The sequence below is a fragment of the Streptomyces sp. NPDC005899 genome (genome assembly GCF_040629645.1).
GTDB lineage: Bacteria > Actinomycetota > Actinomycetes > Streptomycetales > Streptomycetaceae > Streptomyces.
Window position 1 is genome coordinate 1 of record NZ_JBEXWB010000156.1, and the last position, 14296, is coordinate 14296.

The 14296-nt window shown below is 72.7% G+C and carries 18 protein-coding genes; 6 read left to right on the top strand and 12 right to left on the bottom strand.

Annotation, left to right across the window (positions count from 1 at the left end; all coding sequences use genetic code 11):
• The 5 genes from ABZ371_RS18475 to ABZ371_RS18495 all read right to left on the bottom strand — a co-directional run.
• Window positions 1–784, bottom strand: a 784-nt coding sequence (locus tag ABZ371_RS18475; protein ID WP_358680470.1) for a hypothetical protein, incomplete at its 3' end; no start/stop codon positions are given.
• Window positions 785–1112: 328 nt separating this feature from the next.
• A complete protein-coding gene (locus tag ABZ371_RS18480) occupies window positions 1113–1766 on the bottom strand; it encodes a response regulator transcription factor (RefSeq protein WP_358680472.1) in 654 nt (217 codons plus the stop codon).
• A 116-nt stretch (window positions 1767–1882) separates the two neighbouring features.
• On the bottom strand, window positions 1883–3583 hold the full coding sequence (locus tag ABZ371_RS18485; RefSeq protein ID WP_358680508.1) for a histidine kinase: 1701 nt from the start codon (window positions 3581–3583) through the stop codon (window positions 1883–1885).
• Window positions 3584–3796: 213 nt separating this feature from the next.
• Entirely contained in the window at window positions 3797–4006 is a 210-nt protein-coding gene (locus ABZ371_RS18490) for a DUF397 domain-containing protein (protein ID WP_358680474.1), read from the bottom strand.
• Entirely contained in the window at window positions 3987–4829 is an 843-nt protein-coding gene (locus ABZ371_RS18495) for a helix-turn-helix transcriptional regulator (protein ID WP_358680477.1), read from the bottom strand. Before ABZ371_RS18495 ends, ABZ371_RS18490 begins: the two co-directional genes overlap by 20 nt.
• Window positions 4830–4947: 118 nt before the next feature.
• Here ABZ371_RS18495 and ABZ371_RS18500 point away from each other — a divergent pair, with 118 nt between their 5' ends.
• Together ABZ371_RS18500 and ABZ371_RS18505 are read left to right on the top strand one after the other, a co-directional pair.
• Window positions 4948–5187, top strand: a complete 240-nt coding sequence (locus ABZ371_RS18500; protein WP_358680510.1) for a hypothetical protein — start codon at window positions 4948–4950, stop codon at window positions 5185–5187.
• A complete protein-coding gene (locus ABZ371_RS18505; protein WP_358680480.1) occupies window positions 5177–5413 on the top strand; it encodes a hypothetical protein in 237 nt (78 codons plus the stop codon). The genes ABZ371_RS18500 and ABZ371_RS18505 overlap by 11 nt, the downstream gene beginning before the upstream one ends.
• A gap of 148 nt (window positions 5414–5561) precedes the next feature.
• On the opposite strand, the gene ABZ371_RS18510 is transcribed toward ABZ371_RS18505, so the two are convergent.
• From ABZ371_RS18510 to ABZ371_RS18530, 5 genes are all read right to left on the bottom strand, one after another.
• Entirely contained in the window at window positions 5562–5912 is a 351-nt protein-coding gene (locus tag ABZ371_RS18510) for a PRC-barrel domain-containing protein (protein ID WP_358680483.1), read from the bottom strand.
• A 167-nt stretch (window positions 5913–6079) separates the two neighbouring features.
• Window positions 6080–6250: a hydrophobic protein gene (locus ABZ371_RS18515; RefSeq protein ID WP_358680486.1), complete on the bottom strand. Its 171-nt coding sequence runs from the start codon at window positions 6248–6250 to the stop codon at window positions 6080–6082.
• Between the two features lie 112 nt (window positions 6251–6362).
• A complete protein-coding gene (locus ABZ371_RS18520) occupies window positions 6363–7871 on the bottom strand; it encodes a PTS transporter subunit EIIC (RefSeq protein WP_358680489.1) in 1509 nt (502 codons plus the stop codon).
• A 36-nt stretch (window positions 7872–7907) separates the two neighbouring features.
• A complete protein-coding gene (gene murQ, locus ABZ371_RS18525) occupies window positions 7908–8888 on the bottom strand; it encodes an N-acetylmuramic acid 6-phosphate etherase (RefSeq protein ID WP_358680492.1) in 981 nt (326 codons plus the stop codon).
• 67 nt (window positions 8889–8955) lie between these two features.
• Entirely contained in the window at window positions 8956–9873 is a 918-nt protein-coding gene (locus tag ABZ371_RS18530; protein WP_358680495.1) for a MurR/RpiR family transcriptional regulator, read from the bottom strand.
• Window positions 9874–10104: 231 nt separating this feature from the next.
• On the opposite strand from ABZ371_RS18530, the gene ABZ371_RS18535 reads away from it, so the two are divergent.
• Both ABZ371_RS18535 and ABZ371_RS18540 read left to right on the top strand, forming a co-directional pair.
• Window positions 10105–10473, top strand: a complete 369-nt coding sequence (locus tag ABZ371_RS18535) for a hypothetical protein (RefSeq protein WP_358680498.1) — start codon at window positions 10105–10107, stop codon at window positions 10471–10473.
• Entirely contained in the window at window positions 10470–10751 is a 282-nt protein-coding gene (locus tag ABZ371_RS18540; RefSeq protein ID WP_358680500.1) for a DUF4031 domain-containing protein, read from the top strand. Before ABZ371_RS18535 ends, ABZ371_RS18540 begins: the two co-directional genes overlap by 4 nt.
• On the opposite strand, the gene ABZ371_RS18545 is transcribed toward ABZ371_RS18540, so the two are convergent.
• Together ABZ371_RS18545 and ABZ371_RS18550 are read right to left on the bottom strand one after the other, a co-directional pair.
• On the bottom strand, window positions 10693–11952 hold the full coding sequence (locus ABZ371_RS18545) for a Cmx/CmrA family chloramphenicol efflux MFS transporter (protein ID WP_358680513.1): 1260 nt from the start codon (window positions 11950–11952) through the stop codon (window positions 10693–10695). The genes ABZ371_RS18540 and ABZ371_RS18545 overlap by 59 nt on opposite strands.
• A 191-nt stretch (window positions 11953–12143) precedes the next feature.
• Window positions 12144–12788, bottom strand: coding sequence for a hypothetical protein (locus tag ABZ371_RS18550; RefSeq protein WP_358680503.1), 645 nt, complete (start codon window positions 12786–12788; stop codon window positions 12144–12146).
• A 100-nt stretch (window positions 12789–12888) separates the two neighbouring features.
• Here ABZ371_RS18550 and ABZ371_RS18555 point away from each other — a divergent pair, with 100 nt between their 5' ends.
• Window positions 12889–13638, top strand: a complete 750-nt coding sequence (locus ABZ371_RS18555) for a 5-oxoprolinase subunit PxpA (protein ID WP_358680516.1) — start codon at window positions 12889–12891, stop codon at window positions 13636–13638.
• Window positions 13635–14282, top strand: coding sequence for a carboxyltransferase domain-containing protein (locus ABZ371_RS18560; RefSeq protein WP_358680506.1), 648 nt, complete (start codon window positions 13635–13637; stop codon window positions 14280–14282). Before ABZ371_RS18555 ends, ABZ371_RS18560 begins: the two co-directional genes overlap by 4 nt.
• The last annotated feature ends 14 nt before the right edge of the window (window positions 14283–14296 follow it).

The window sequence follows — 14296 nt, forward strand, 5'->3', positions numbered from 1 at the left end:
CGGCCGCCTGCGCCCTCGCCCTGCCGCTCGCGCTGTACCTGGGCCACATCGGCAGGGGGGGTGCGCTCGCGGTCAACATCTCCAACGTGCCGCATTCCAGGGTGAGGAGGGCCCGCCGCCGCTCCGGTGCGGGCCGGTGCGGGGGCAGCTTGTCGGCAAGGCGCCTGCGGACCAGCGAGGCCGCGTGATGGACCGGCACGGGAAGCCCGCCGGTCAGGGCGTGCAGCAGTTCCGTCTCCGTCGCGCCCCGCTCGAACCACTCGGCGACCTGCGGCTCCAGGCTCGCGCACTCCGCCGCCGAGAGGCTGAGCGCGGGGGCCGTACGCCCGAGGGCCGCCAGCAGGACGAACGCGCGTGAGCGGGTGGGCCGTCGCCGCGTCTCCCGCGGGACGTCGCCCCGGACGAACGCCGCCCACCAGTCGTCGTCGCGTGCGGTACGGGAGAAGAACGTCCGGGTGACCCAGAGCAGCACCTCCCCGGTGGCGACGCACTCGCTGCCCCGGCGCAGATGTCCGGCCGCCTGGAGCCTGTTGAGTGCGGTCCGCAGGGCGCACTGGCCGTACGGGAGCCATTTGGCGAGCGTCTTGACGGAGATGTCGGAGCCGTCCGGCAGCCGGTCCACGTACGCGGCGACGGCGGCCTCCCGGGGCGGCAGGTGGGAGAAGTCGCGCTCACCGCGCGGGCGCTGGTCCGGCGCGGAACGCTTGCCGTAACCGGGGTTGGCCATCGGGTGCGGTGGCAGGTACGGAGACGAGGGGGCAGCACTAAACTGGTCGGCAGCCATCGGATCGCTCTTTCGATCGAGTGGTCAGACCCCTGCCAGGTGTTCGCGCACCAGCGGGGGTCGTTCTGTTTCCGGACGCACGCTAGAGCGTCGCGACGGTGTGTGGCAACTCGGTCACAAACGGTCAACAACGCAGGTCGGGAGGGTGGGTGGGTGGGAGGAGGCCCACCTGCCCTTCCCTGGAAAGAGCGCTCGGAGTCCAGGGCTTGAGCCCCGGGGTCAACGCGAGCGGCCCGGGTCCCCGAACTGATGGTCTCCGCCGCGAAGCCGGCCGAGGGAGGAAGTCGTCGTGGCTGGGCGGTCGAGGGCGGGCCGGGTAACCTGCCGCTCACGCCCCCAGGCCGGCGTCCCGTGCCAGCAGGGCCGCCTGCACCCGGTTCTCGCATCCCAGCTTGGTGAGGATGCGGCTCACGTACGTCTTGACCGTGGCCTCGCTCATGTGGATGCGCTGACCCGCGTCCGCGTTGGACAGTCCTTCGCCCAGCAGGGCCAGGACGTCCCGTTCGCGGGCGGTCAGCGCCTCCAGCCGGCGGCGGGCACTCTCCGCGCGCTGCGCGGCCCCGCCGGTGGCGAACGAGTCCACGACGTGCCGGGTGGCACCCGGCGACAGGTACGCCTCCCCGGCAGCCGCCGCCCGCACGGCCCGCATGAGTTCGGCGGGGGCCGAGTCCTTCAGCAGGAAGCCCGCGCTGCCTTCGGTCAGGGCGCGGAGCACGTTGTGCCGTTCCCCGAACGTCGTCAGTATCAGCACGTGCACCTGGGGAGCGGCCCGGCGCAGCTCGGCGAGGGCCGTCAGCCCGTCCATGACCGGCATCTGTATGTCGAGCAGCGCCACGTCGATCCGCTGGGCGCGGGCGCACTCGACCGCTTCCCGGCCGTTCGCCGCCTCCGCGACGACATCGATGTCGTCGGCCGAGGAGAGGATCATCCTGATGCCCGCCCGGATGAGCGGCTCGTCGTCCGTCACAAGAACCCTGATCACGACTCTCCTGAGCGGTCCTGGACGGTCATCTCCTCGGGCACCCGGCCATCATCCCCGATCGTCCGGGCCGCCGGGGCCGGGCCGCGTGGCACCGTCCACACCCGTCCCGCGACGGCTCACGTCCTCTCGAAGGACTTCTTCTCGATCAGCTCGCCGCCCTTGAAGCAGAACCGGAAGACCGGTTCCGCGTCCCAGCCGCTCCCGACCTCCGTGGAGAGCAGCGTGAGGCACGTGGAACCCGCGGGCTCCGGTGGCGCGCCGTCGCCCGGGCCCGTGTTGAGGAAGGAGTCACCTGCGGGGAGCGTGTCGCGCACGGACTTCTCGGACTGACCGATCCTCACGGCGTCATACTCCGTGGGGTCGATCATCGCCTTGTCCGCCTCGCGTACGAGAAACGCCCCCGCGACGACCACCGCGATCACGAGTACGACGGCGATCAGCGCCACCACTCCGCACCCGATGGCTATGCCGTTGCCCGGCCTGCTCCTGTTCACCGCCCTCGCCAGCTCTTTCGGGAGCCCGTTCCAGGCGACGACCGCGAGCGTGTCACCCCCACCCGTGGCGGCCGTCCGGCTCCGCCCCCGGAGGCCGTCCGGCACAGCGGTGGACGTCGCCACCGCGTCGCCGGGCGGGGCGCTCGGTACCCGGTCGGCCGACGACGTGTACGGCAGGACGCCGGCCAGCCGGAAGCCGCCGTCCGCCGTGGGACCCGCGTGCACCATGCCTCCGACGAGCCGGGCCCTCTCCTCCAGGCCGGTCAGCCCCTGGCCGCCGCTCGCCACACCGCCGCGCGCCTCCGCCGTCACCGGGCCGCTGGCGACCTCGACGACCAGCGAGTCCGGCTCGTACCGCAACCCGATGGTGATCGGGGCACCCGGCGCGTGCTTGTGCGCGTTCGTCAGCCCTTCCTGGACCACGCGGTACGCCGCGTGGTCGGCGGCCGGAGCGAGCGGGCGCTTCTCGCCCGAGTGCCGGATCTCCACGTCCGCGCCCGCCCTCCGGGACGTCTCGACCAGGCTGTCGATGCCCGCGACCCCGCGTGACGGGCCCCCGGGGCCCTCGCCCACCGCCCCGGCGGCCCGCGGTTCACCCCCGGCACGCGGGGTGTCCGCGCCGTCCCGCAGTACGCCCACCACGTCGCGGAGTTCGTGCATCGCGGCCACCGACGCCTCGCGCAGCACACCCACGGCCTCGCGCTGCTGCCCGGTGAGCTCGCGGTCGACCTCCAGCGCACCGGTGTGCACCGCGATCAGGGCCAGTTGGTGACCAAGGCTGTCGTGCATGTCCTGCGCGATGCGCTGACGCTCCAGCATCCTCGCCTGTCCGGCGATCATCGCCCTTTCACGCAGCAGTTGGGCGTTGTACTCGTGAAGGGTGTCGGCCAGCGTCCGGCGCTGCGACCAGTAGCGCCCCGCGAGGCCCGGCACGACGAGCGCGACCAGCAGGAACATTCCGGCGATGGCCAGCAGCGACACGGAGGCGTGCGGCTCCCACACGGCGGTGAGGCCGAGGGCGAGGGCATAGGCGAGGGAGAACACACCGGCCGCTCTGCCCCGGGCACCGATCCGCCGCCCCGCCGACCAGGCGACGACGGCGAGGAGCGGTGCGAAGCCGCCGAACGGCGCGGACCCGGCCGCAGCCGCCAGCAACACGGAGGCCGGCAGACCCCGGCGCAGGAGCGACAGCAGCCCGGCCACCAGGGCGACGCCGACCGCCAGGGCCGTGCTGTCGTCGTCCAGAAGGCCGGTACTCACGACCAGCAGCATGAGGACCAGGCTCAGAAACGATTCGCCCACGATGCGCCGGGTCGGCCACATCCCGGGGGCGAGGAGGGCCCGCCCCGGCACGGCCGCCCAGGACGCCAGGCGCGTCCTCACGGCCGATGCCCGGGAGGGGGAGGGGCTGCTGAGGGCCATGGGATCCAGACGAGTCACACGCCCACGGTAGGGGCCGCCGTCGGCGCACCGCTGTCCCCCTTGGTCGCGACGGCGGACGACGAAAGTCGCTGTTCGTGCGGTGTCGGGCAGGCGTCAGGGGCGCTTGAGGCCGGCGATGAAGGCGGCCCAGGCGCCGGTCCGGAACGCGAGCGCCGGGCCGTCGATCAGCTTGGAGTCGCGGACGGGGACGACGTGGGGGAGGCCGTCGGCGACCTCCAGGCAGTCACCGCCGCTGCCGCCGCTGTAGGACGACTTGCGCCAGATCGCTGGGGAGAGGGCGTGGTCAGGGCTGCTGATCTTCATGGTCGTAATCCTCCGCCACCGATTCGATCAGGGCCAGTGACGCTTGTGGTGACAAGGCGTCGGCCACGACGAGATCGTAAGTCAGTTCGTACTTCCTGACCGTAGCTGGGTCGTCCTGCAACTGTCCTGTACCCAGGCCTTGCAGGTACGCGAGAGGTGGAGCACCGGCGAAGGACATGAGTTTCAGGGGTCCTTCGAGAGCCATGTGCGCTCCGGCCGAGAACGGCAGGACCTGCGCGATCACGCGGTGACGATGAACGAGCGCCGCAATGTGGCGGAGGGCCTCAGCCATCACGGCCCGGCCGCCTTTGTGGCGGCGCAGCACCGCTTCGTCGAGCACCGCCCAAACCAGGGGGGTTGTTGGATCAGTCAGCAGCTGGCCCCGATCCAGGCGTGCCGCCACCAGTTCGTCGATGACGTCCTCGGTGGCGGTCGGCTGGTACGCCCGGAACACGGCTCGGGCGTACGACTCGGTCTGCAAGAGGCCCGGGATCAGCAGAGGCGCGTACTCCCTGATGGCTGTCGCCTCCCGCTCCGCCTCCGCCGCCTCCGCGAAGTGGTCCGGGTACTTGGACTTCTTGAGCGCCGCGCAGTTCCGTACGAAGAAGCCGTCGGCGCCCAGTACCTCGTCCAGCTTCTGGGCCTGGTCCACCTGCATGCGCCGTGTGCCGGCCTCCAGCTGCCCGATGAAGGACCCGCTGACGAACAGCGGCGCCCCCAGCTCCTCCTGGGAGAGGCCGCCCGCCTCCCTGCGGTGGCGGAGTTCGGCGCCGAGGAGGGCGCGGGGGGAGGACGAGGGGTCGAGCTTCCTGGGTCCGGGCAAGGCGACTCCCTGGGGCACACGTGCTGGTGTTGGAACGGGACCTCTTCCACCGTAGCGAGGAATTGGCCACGCTGTGTAGGCATAGCCACTACTCAGCGTGGAAATGGGGAAGATCATGATGACGGCTACGGAACAGCGCAAAGAAGCAGCGGGCAGAGTGCGGGCGGCGGAGGACGCGGTGGAGCGGCTGCGGGCCGGCCTCGCGGGGGTCGGTGTGAAGCTGCCGTCGCTGAGGATCGACCCGGTCTCCTGCGCGAGCAACGAGCCGACGCCGCTGGTGGACCTCGGCCGGTGCACGATCGAGACGGCGCTGCGGCTGAGTGCCCAGCTCGAGGCGAAGGCCGCTCATGACAGTTGAAGGGCTGGAGCCGTGTACGCCGGAGCCCGGCACCTTCGTGGTCGACGGGCGGGACGGCAGGGTGGGCCGGGTCATGGGCCGGGTCGGGCCGTGCGTGCAGCTGCGCCCGCCCGGTGGTGGCGCGGAGTGGGACTGCCCGCCGGAGGCGGTCCGGCCCGCTTCGCCGGGGGTCGTGCTGCGGGCGCGGGTGAGGGAGATCAACCGTGAGGGGCGGCTGCCGTCCTGAGTGGCCGTGCGGTCCTCCGGCGGCCCCGCACGGTGGTCGGTGCGCCCCGCGCGCCGGATGCGGGGCACGGCCGGGGCGTCATGCGCACGACGGCGGGGCCCGCCCCGCGATCGGAGCCGGCCCCGCCTCTGCTCGTGTGCGTCAGGCTCTAGGGGCGGTAATTGTCGTAGTAGCCGCCGAGCTCGGCGTGGTAGGCCGGGTCGCCCGCGTGCTTCTGCTTGTCGAACTCCGGGGAGTCCTTGATCTGGTCCTTGGTCAGGTCGACGAAGATCGTCCTGCTCTCGGTGTCGATGGCCTTGACCGTGCCGGCCGGCAGCAGGACCTCCTTGCCGAAGATCCAGACCCCGGTGTCCACGACCAGATAGGCCGAACCCACATCCTCGGAATGCTTGTCGACCTTTCCGATGCTTCCGTCCGTCGCCTCGACCGTGTAACCGGTCAGGTCGGTGCCCGTTGTGTGGCCGCTTGTCGGCTGGTAACCCCACAGGTGGTCGCTCATTTCCGGCTCCTCTCTCCGACGGATGATTCGGTGACAACGGCTCGTCTGCCCCCCGTTACGGGAGTCATGCGCCGTGCTCGAAAAGGCTCGGAAAACACCTGTGGCCCGGACTTCCCGAGTCCGGGCCACACACATCGGTGCTGCTCAAAGCTGTATGTCGAAATGCTTTACCAGCGGTACCACCGGCCACGACGGCCGCCGCCGGCGGCCGGGCGGACGAAGAATCCGATCAGCCAGACCACAAGGACGATTACTGCGATCCACCACAGCGCCTTGAGTGCGAAACCGGCGCCGAAAAGAATCAGGGCGAGCAGAAGAACGAGAAGCAGGGGAACCATAGTTATCAACCTCCGAGCCGTCTGATGCCCGGCAAACAAATGGCTACACATGCGAGTTCGAAGGAACCTTCCACCGCCCCCGCGGCCGGTGCCCGCCCGGCCGTGGAGCTGCTCAGACTCCGGCGGGTTCCTTCGCCGGGGAGCCGCCCGGGGTGGCCTTGCCCGAGGCCGCGACCGTCGACGCGACGGGTTCCTGGGAGACGTTGAACTCCGTGAGCAGGTCCTTGCCGAAGCCGAAGAAGTACGTCGCCAGGAAGCCCGCGACGTAACCGACGAGGAGGCCGCCCGCGTACACCGCGATCGTGGAGCCCAGGCTGTGATTGCCGTCCAGGAGCGGGAACAGGGCCCAGCCGGACGGGCCGATCGCCGTGGAACCCACCGAGTCGCCGAGCTGGTTGAACAGGCCCACGAAGCCGCCGCCGAACGCACCGCCCACACAGGCCGTGACGAACGGACGGCCCAGGGGCAGCGAGACCCCGTAGATCAGCGGCTCACCGACACCCAGCAGCCCGGCGGGCAGCGCGGACCTGATGGTCCTGCGGATCGACTCGTTACGGGGGAGTCGCAGGTAGACGGCGGCGGCGGCGCCGACCTGGCCCGCGCCTGCCATGGCGAGGATCGGGAGCAGGACGGTGAAGCCCTGCTGCTCGATCAGCGTCGTGTGGATCGGGATGAGCGCCTGGTGCAGACCCAGCATCACCAGGGGCAGGAAGAGCCCGCCGAGCAGGAAGCCCGCGCCCGCGCCGCCCGTGGAGAGCAGCCAGTCGGCGAACGTGCCGATGGCGGAGGAGACCTCGCCGGCCACGTACATCAGGCCGAAGATCGTGACGAGGCCGGAGACGAGGACCGTCAGGGTCGGGGTGACCAGGACGTCCAGGGCCTCCGGCACCCAGCGGCGGCACCACTTCTCGACGTACACGGCGAGGACCGCCGCGCCCAGGGCGCCGAGGACACCGCCCTGACCCGGGGCGAGGGTCTGGCCGAAGGCGTGGATGTTGGCCACGCCGGGGAAGACGATGATCGCCGCGACCGCGCCGCCCAGGATGGGCGTACCGCCGAACTCCTTCGCCGTGTTGTAGCCGACGAAGACCGCGATCAGTGCCATGAAGCCGGACGCCATCGCGGCGAGCGCGGGTGTGACCGTGGTGAGCCAGCCGAGGTTCACCAGGAGGCCGTTGAGGCCGGCGATGATGCCGCAGCCGATCAGGGCCGGGATCAGGGGCACGAAGATGTTCGCGATCCTGCGCAGGAACAGCTTGAACGGGGTGGCGTTCCTCGCCTTCTGCCGCGCCTTGATCTCGGCGCCCTGGGCCGCCAGCTCCTCCGCCGAGACGGCTGCGGGAGCGGGCGCCGAGGCGCGGTCCTCCTCGACCAGCCGCTCGAACTCCGGGGTGACCCGGGCGACGGTGCCCGGGCCGAGCACGATCTGGTACGTGTCGTCCTCGACCACGCCCATCACGGCGGGGACCGCCTTCAGGGCCTCGTCGTCGACGAGGGAGCGGTCGTGCAGTCCCAGGCGGAGCCTGGTCATGCAGTGGGCGATCGAGCTGACGTTCGCGGCGCCACCGACAAGCGGCAGGATCGCGGCGGCGGTGGCGCGGTTCTTGTCTTCAGTAGCCATGGTGCGTGGTGCCTTGCTGTGCGGGGGAGTGGTGCGTCAGGTGGTGCGGACGGCCGCCAGGGCGGCGCGGAGGTGACCGTGCGAGTCGGCCAGGAGCGTGGCGGCGGTGGGGCCGTCGACCCCGCCCAGGATGGTGAGGATGGCGTTCTTCACCTCGCCGTCGGTGGCGGCGAGCGCGTCCTCGATCTCCTGGTCACCGGCGCCGGTGGCCAGGGAGACGATCCGGCGGGAGCGGGCGCGCAGCTTCTCGTTCGAAGCCCGCACGTCGACCATGAGGTTCCCGTACGTCTTGCCGAGCCGGATCATCGTGATCGTCGACAGCATGTTGAGGACGAGCTTCTGGGCCGTGCCCGCCTTGAGGCGGGTGGAGCCGGTGAGCAGCTCCGGGCCGACGACGATCTCCAGGCCGTGTTCGGCCGCCGCGGCGAGCGCGGAGCCGGCGTTGCACGAGAGGCCGAGGGTGAGCGCCCCCTCGGCGCGGGCGTGTTCCACCGCGCCGATGGCGTACGGCGTGCGGCCGGAGGCGGAGATGCCGACCACCGTGTCGTCGGCCGTGAGCCCCAGCGCGTCGAGGTCCGCGGCGGCCAGCTCCTTGCTGTCCTCCGCGCCCTCCACGGCCTTGACCATGGCGGAGGGTCCACCCGCGATCAGGCCGATGACCTCGGACGGGTCGGTGTTGAAGGTGGGCGGGCACTCGCTGGCGTCGAGGACGCCGAGGCGGCCTGCGGTGCCGGCGCCCGCGTAGATCAGCCGGCCGCCGCGCGCCATGCGCTCGGCGGTGGCGTCGATCGCGGCGGCGATCTCCGGGAGCTTCTCGGCCACGGCGGCGGGGACGGTGCTGTCCTCGCCGTTCATGATCCGCGCTATCTCGCGTGTCGGCAGCTGGTCGATCTCGGCGAGCTCGGGGCGGAACGCCTCGGTGGTGAGGGTGGCGAGCTCGGCGCGCAGCTCGCCGTAGCCGTCGGCCGTGGCGGCTTCGGCGCCGGGTCCGGTGCTGGGGTCGGTGGTGGAGGTCATGGACAGCGGCTCTGCTTTCTCGTGCTCGTACGGTGCAGCGGGTGCGGGTGCGGGGCGGATCGGCCGGTCAGCGGCTGCGGGGGGTGTGGCGGTGGGCGAGCGCCTCGTAGGAGGCGGCCAGTGCCGGTGCGGCCGTTTCGTACGTGCGCTGTGCGACGCCTATGAACAGGCAGTCGACGACGAGGAGCTGGCTCGTACGGCTCGACATGGCGGCGGGCCGCAGCTCGCTCTCGCGGGCGGTGGACGTCGTCAGGACGTGGTCGGCGTACTGCGAGACCGGTCCGTCCGGCCGTCCGGTGATCGCGATCGTGGTGGCCCCGCGGTCGAAGGCGACGCGGAGCGGCTCTATCGCGTCACCCGTGGAACCCGAGTGCGTGATCGCGATGGCCACGTCGCCGGAGCGGAGCTGCACGGCGTTGGTCACGGCGAGGTGCGGGTCGGTGTGGGCGTGGGCGATCAGGCCGATGCGCAGCAGCTTCTGCGCCAGGTCCTGGCCGACGAGGGAGGAGGCGCCGACGCCGTAGATGTCGATGCGGCGGGCGGTGGCCGCGGCCGCGACCGCGGCGCCGAGCTGGACGGTGTCGAGGCCGGAGGCGGTGTCGGCGAGGGTCTGCTGCTCGTCGTAGGCGAGCTTGGTGACGACGTCGGCGATCGGGTCGTCGACGGCGATGTCCGCCGTGACGGCGGGCGCCCTCCCCGACTGCTGGTGGGCGGCGAGCCCGGCGAGGGCGAGGCGCAGGTCGCGGTAGCCGGGGTAGCCCAGGAGGCGGGCCGTGCGGACCACGGTGGCCTCGCTGGTGCCGGTGAGCTCGGCGAGCCCCGTGACGGTGAGGGCGGCGCACCCCGCGGGATCCCCGGCGACGGCTTCGGCGACCCGCTGCATGGAGCGGGTCATGGACGGGGCGAGGGTCCGCACCTTCGCGGCCAGGGCGGCGGGCGCGGGCGGGGAATCGGCGCTGAAACTTTCCTTCACGTCATTGGTCACGTCTGAAAGTTATTTCCACTCCGCCACCCCGTCAATACCCTGGGGGCCTATGGGGGATTAAGGATGAAATCATCAGGCGATATGACCGGATTCTGCGTCCGTGATGCCCGCTGCGCCCGCGCACGTCGGCGAACGCCCGCGTACGTCGGTGCACGTCCGCGTACGTCGGTGACATCCTCGACGGTCCGGAGACCGGCCCCGGGGAGCGAGCCGCCGGGGGACAATGGGGGCATGGAGTTGAACGGCCTGGAGCAGGAACTGCACACCGCACGCGCGCTGGTGATCGCCGACCTCGTCGCCGGCGACGTGGCCGAGGCCGAGATCGTCTCGCTGGTGGAGGACGCGGTGACCCACCGCCGGTGGTGGGTCGAGCAGTGGCCCGAGGGCGCCGCGTTCGTCACCGGCCTGATAGCCCAGGACGTCCAGGACGCCCTGCTGGAGCGGTACGGCCGCTGGCCGCTGTGCCCCGTCTGCACGGAGGACGGCCCCCACGCACTGGAGGTCGAGCCGGAGCTCGGACCCGACCCGCACTGGGTGTGCACGAAGGCCACCGTGTCCGTCGCCCCGGTCGGAGCGCTCGCCCGGGTGCCGGGCCGGTGACCGTCTACATCGACCCGCCCACCTGGCCCGGGCACGGGCGCCTCTGGTCGCACCTCGTGAGCGACCGGTCGTTCGAGGAGCTGCACGCCTTCGCCGCGTCGATCGGCTGCCCGCCGAAGGCGTTCGAGCGCGACCACTACGACATCCCCGAGAGCCGCTACGCCGACGCGGTGCGCGCCGGCGCGCGGGAGGTCGGGTCGAAGGAGATCGTCCGCCGGCTCACGGCCGCGGGGCTGCGGCGGCCGAAGGGGCGGCCCGCCCCGCCGGCTTGCCCGTGACCGCGACGTCCGCGTCCACCGGCGCGCCCGCGCCCGCCACCCGCCGGGACGGCTTCCCGCCGTCACCCAGCCGCAGCGAGACGATCACGGCCGCCAGCCCCAGCACCAGCATGGCGGCACCCGCCCACGCCGTCGCCCGGAAACCGAGGCCGGCGTCGATCACCGAGCCGCCCAGCCAGGGGCCGGTGGTGTTGCCCAGGTTGAACGCGGCGGTCGTGGTGGCACCGGCGAGCGTGGGCGCCGCCCCGGCCACGTTGAACATCCGGGCGTTGAGCGCCGGGGCCGTGTAGAAGGCGGAGAACCCCAGCAGGAACGCCAGGAGGACCACCGCGACCTGGTGGGAGGCGAGGAGCGCCAGCGCCACCAGGAAGACCGTCGAGGCACCGATGCCGCTCATCAGCACCCCGAACAGGTGCGCGTCCGCGACCCGGCCGCCGACCGTCGTACCGAGCAGGGCGCCGAGACCGAAGAGCGCCAGCACCCACGGCACCCAGCCCGAACCCAGCCCGGCGACGTCGGTGAGCAGCGGCGCGAGGTAGCTGAAGGCGCAGAACACACCGCCCGCCGCGAGCGCCGTGACGACGATGGACAGCCACACCTGGCGGTCCCGGTAGATGGCGACCTCGCGCGTCAGCCGCGGCCTCTCCTCGGGCACGGGGATGCGCGGGATCCGGGTCACGACACCGACGAGCGCCACGGCCGACGCCGCGCCCACGGCCCAGAACGCGGAGCGCCAGCCGAGACTCTCGCCGAGGAAGGCGCCCAGCGGTACGCCCAGCACGTTGGCGATCGAGAGCCCGCCGATCATGACGGCCATCGCCCTGGCACGCGCGCCGACCGGCACCATCGCGATGGCGACCGCCGCGCCGACGGCCCAGAACCCGGCGCACGCCAGCGCGCTCACCACCCGGGAGACGAAGAGCACCTCGTACGTCGGCGCGAGCGCGCCGGCGACCTGGCCGAGCCCGAAGACGGAGATGAGCGCGATCAGGGTGGTCCGGCGGGGCAGCCGCAGCGTCGCGACGGCCAGGAGCGGGGCGCCGACCACCATGCCTATGGCGAAGGCGGATATCAGGAGGCCGGCCTGCGGGATCGACACGTCCATGTCGTCGGCTATGGGTGGCAGCAGCCCGGACAGCATGAACTCACTGGTGCCGAGGGCGAAGACCGAGAGGCCGAGGATGTAGACGGCCAGGGGCATCCTGGGCCGCCCGGAGGCCGTGGCGGGGGTGTCGGGCGCAGCGGTGCGGGTGGAGTCGGGCATGACCATGGTCAACAGGCCCACGTGGTCCCGCATTCCCGGTGCCACCCGGCGGGAGGGCCGCCCGGGCGCCGGTGAACGGCCGGCCGGGGCCGCGGGAGGCGAGGCGCCCGCCGAGCCGGGAGCGCGGCTCAGCGGGTGAGCAGTTCCAGCTCCGTCGTCAGGTTCTGGCGGGCCCGCGGCTCCCACTCCGCCGCCCCGTACGGCGTGCGGAAGAGGCAGGGCAGCCCGAGCAGCTGCCGCAGGACGGCGGCCCGGCCCTCCCGGAACGCGTCGTCCGGGACGAAGCCGTACTCCTCCCTGACCTGGGCGGCGTAGGCGGCGTACTCCTTCGGGGCCGACGCCAGGATCGCCAGATCCGCGTCACACAGCACCTCGCCGTTGGTGTCGCCCCCGGCCGGGTCGTGGGTGACGGTCAGCCGGACCAGCCGGGCCACCTCGGCCGTCGCCGCGCCGGACACGCCCGCCTCCGGCAGGGCCCGCTCGGCGAGAGCCGCGCTCCGCTCCTCGTTCTCGGAGCGGTCCGGCCGGTAGACCGCGTCGTGGAACCAGACGGCGAGACGCACCAGGTCCGGGTCGGCGGCGTGCCCGGCCAGGGTGTCGACGCGGTCCAGCACCTGCGCGAGGTGCGCGGTGGTGTGGTAGCGCCGCTGCGGTTCGGCCCAGCGCTCCAGGAGGTTGTCCGCGTACGGCAGCGGGTCGGGCCCCGGGGCCGTGCCCCGGACGGCGACGAGGGTGTCCTGCCAGCGGGTGCGGAGCGTCTGCGCGTCGGTCATGGGGTGACTCTAGAGGCGTGCGGGGCCGTCCCGTCTTGTCGGTGGGGCGACCGGTGGTTAGCGTTCCCACGTGACAGAACCGGCCCGGACGGCCCATGTGATGGATCTCAACGCGGACCTCGGCGAAGGGTTCGGGCGCTGGACCCTCACCGACGACGAGGCGCTACTGGCCTGCGTCACCAGTGCCAACGTGGCCTGCGGCTACCACGCCGGAGACCCTGCCGTCATGCGGCGGGTCTGCGACCGGGCGGCCGGCCGCGGTGTGCGGATCGGGGCGCAGTTCTCCTACCGCGACCTGGCCGGCTTCGGCCGCCGCTCCATGGACGTGCCCGCCGCCGAACTCACCGCCGAGACCGCCTACCAGATCGGCGCCCTGCGGGTCTTCGCCGAGGCCGCCGGTTCCACGGTCTCCTACGTGAAACCGCACGGCGCCCTCTACAACCGTGTCGTCCACGACGACGAACAGGCCGCCGCCGTCATCGAGGGCGTGCTCCTGGCCGGCGGCCGCCCGGCCGTCCTCGGGCTGCCCGGGTCGCGGCTGCTGGCCCACGCGCGCGCCGCGGGGCTGAGCGCCGTCGAGGAGGCCTTCGCCGACCGCGCCTACACCGCGCGGGGCACGCTCGTCCCGCGCGGTGAGCCGGACGCCGTGGTGCACGACGCGGACGCCGTCGTGCGCCGGAGCGTCGGCATGGCCGTCGGGCACCACGTGACCGCCGCCGACGGCAGCCGGGTGCCGGTCGCCGCGAGGTCGCTGTGCGTCCACGGCGACACCCCGGGGGCGGCGGCCCTCGCCCGCCGGATCAGGGCGGCGCTCGAAGAGGCCGGGGTCACCGTGCGGGCGTTCGTGTGAGCGGCTTCCGGGTCCTGCCGGCGGGGCCCGGCGCGCTGCTGGCGGAGTTCGCCACGGGCGAGGAGGCGGAGGCCTTCCACGCGGAGCTGCTCCGGCGCAGGGCGGACGGCGCGCTCGCCGACGTGCGGGACGTCGTGCCCGGGGCGCGGACCGTGCTCCTGGACGGGATCGGTGGCACGGAAGGGCGACCGGGCGCCGGGCGGGGGCGGGCCGCCCTGCTCGCCCGGGAGCTGGCCTCGTGGGACGTCCCGCCGCTGGTCCGGGGCGCCGGCGAGGCCGTCGAGATCCGCGTCGTGTACGACGGCCCCGACCTCGCCGACGTCGGCCGGGCGTGGGGCGTGGGCGCCGGCGAGGTGGCGGGCATCCACGCGGGTACGGAGTTCCGGGTGGCCTTCTGCGGCTTCGCGCCCGGCTTCGGCTACCTCACGGGGCTGCCCGGGCACCTGCGGGTGCCGCGCCGCTCCACCCCCCGGACCAGGGTGCCCGCCGGCGCGCTCGCGCTCGCGGGGCCGTACACCGGGGTCTATCCGCGCCCGTCGCCCGGGGGCTGGCAGCTCATCGGATCTGGCAGACGATCTTCTCGATGGACTCCCGCCCACGATCAGCACGAGTACCCCGGAACACGGTCACACCAGCCCTGCTGACCAGGGATTTTCAG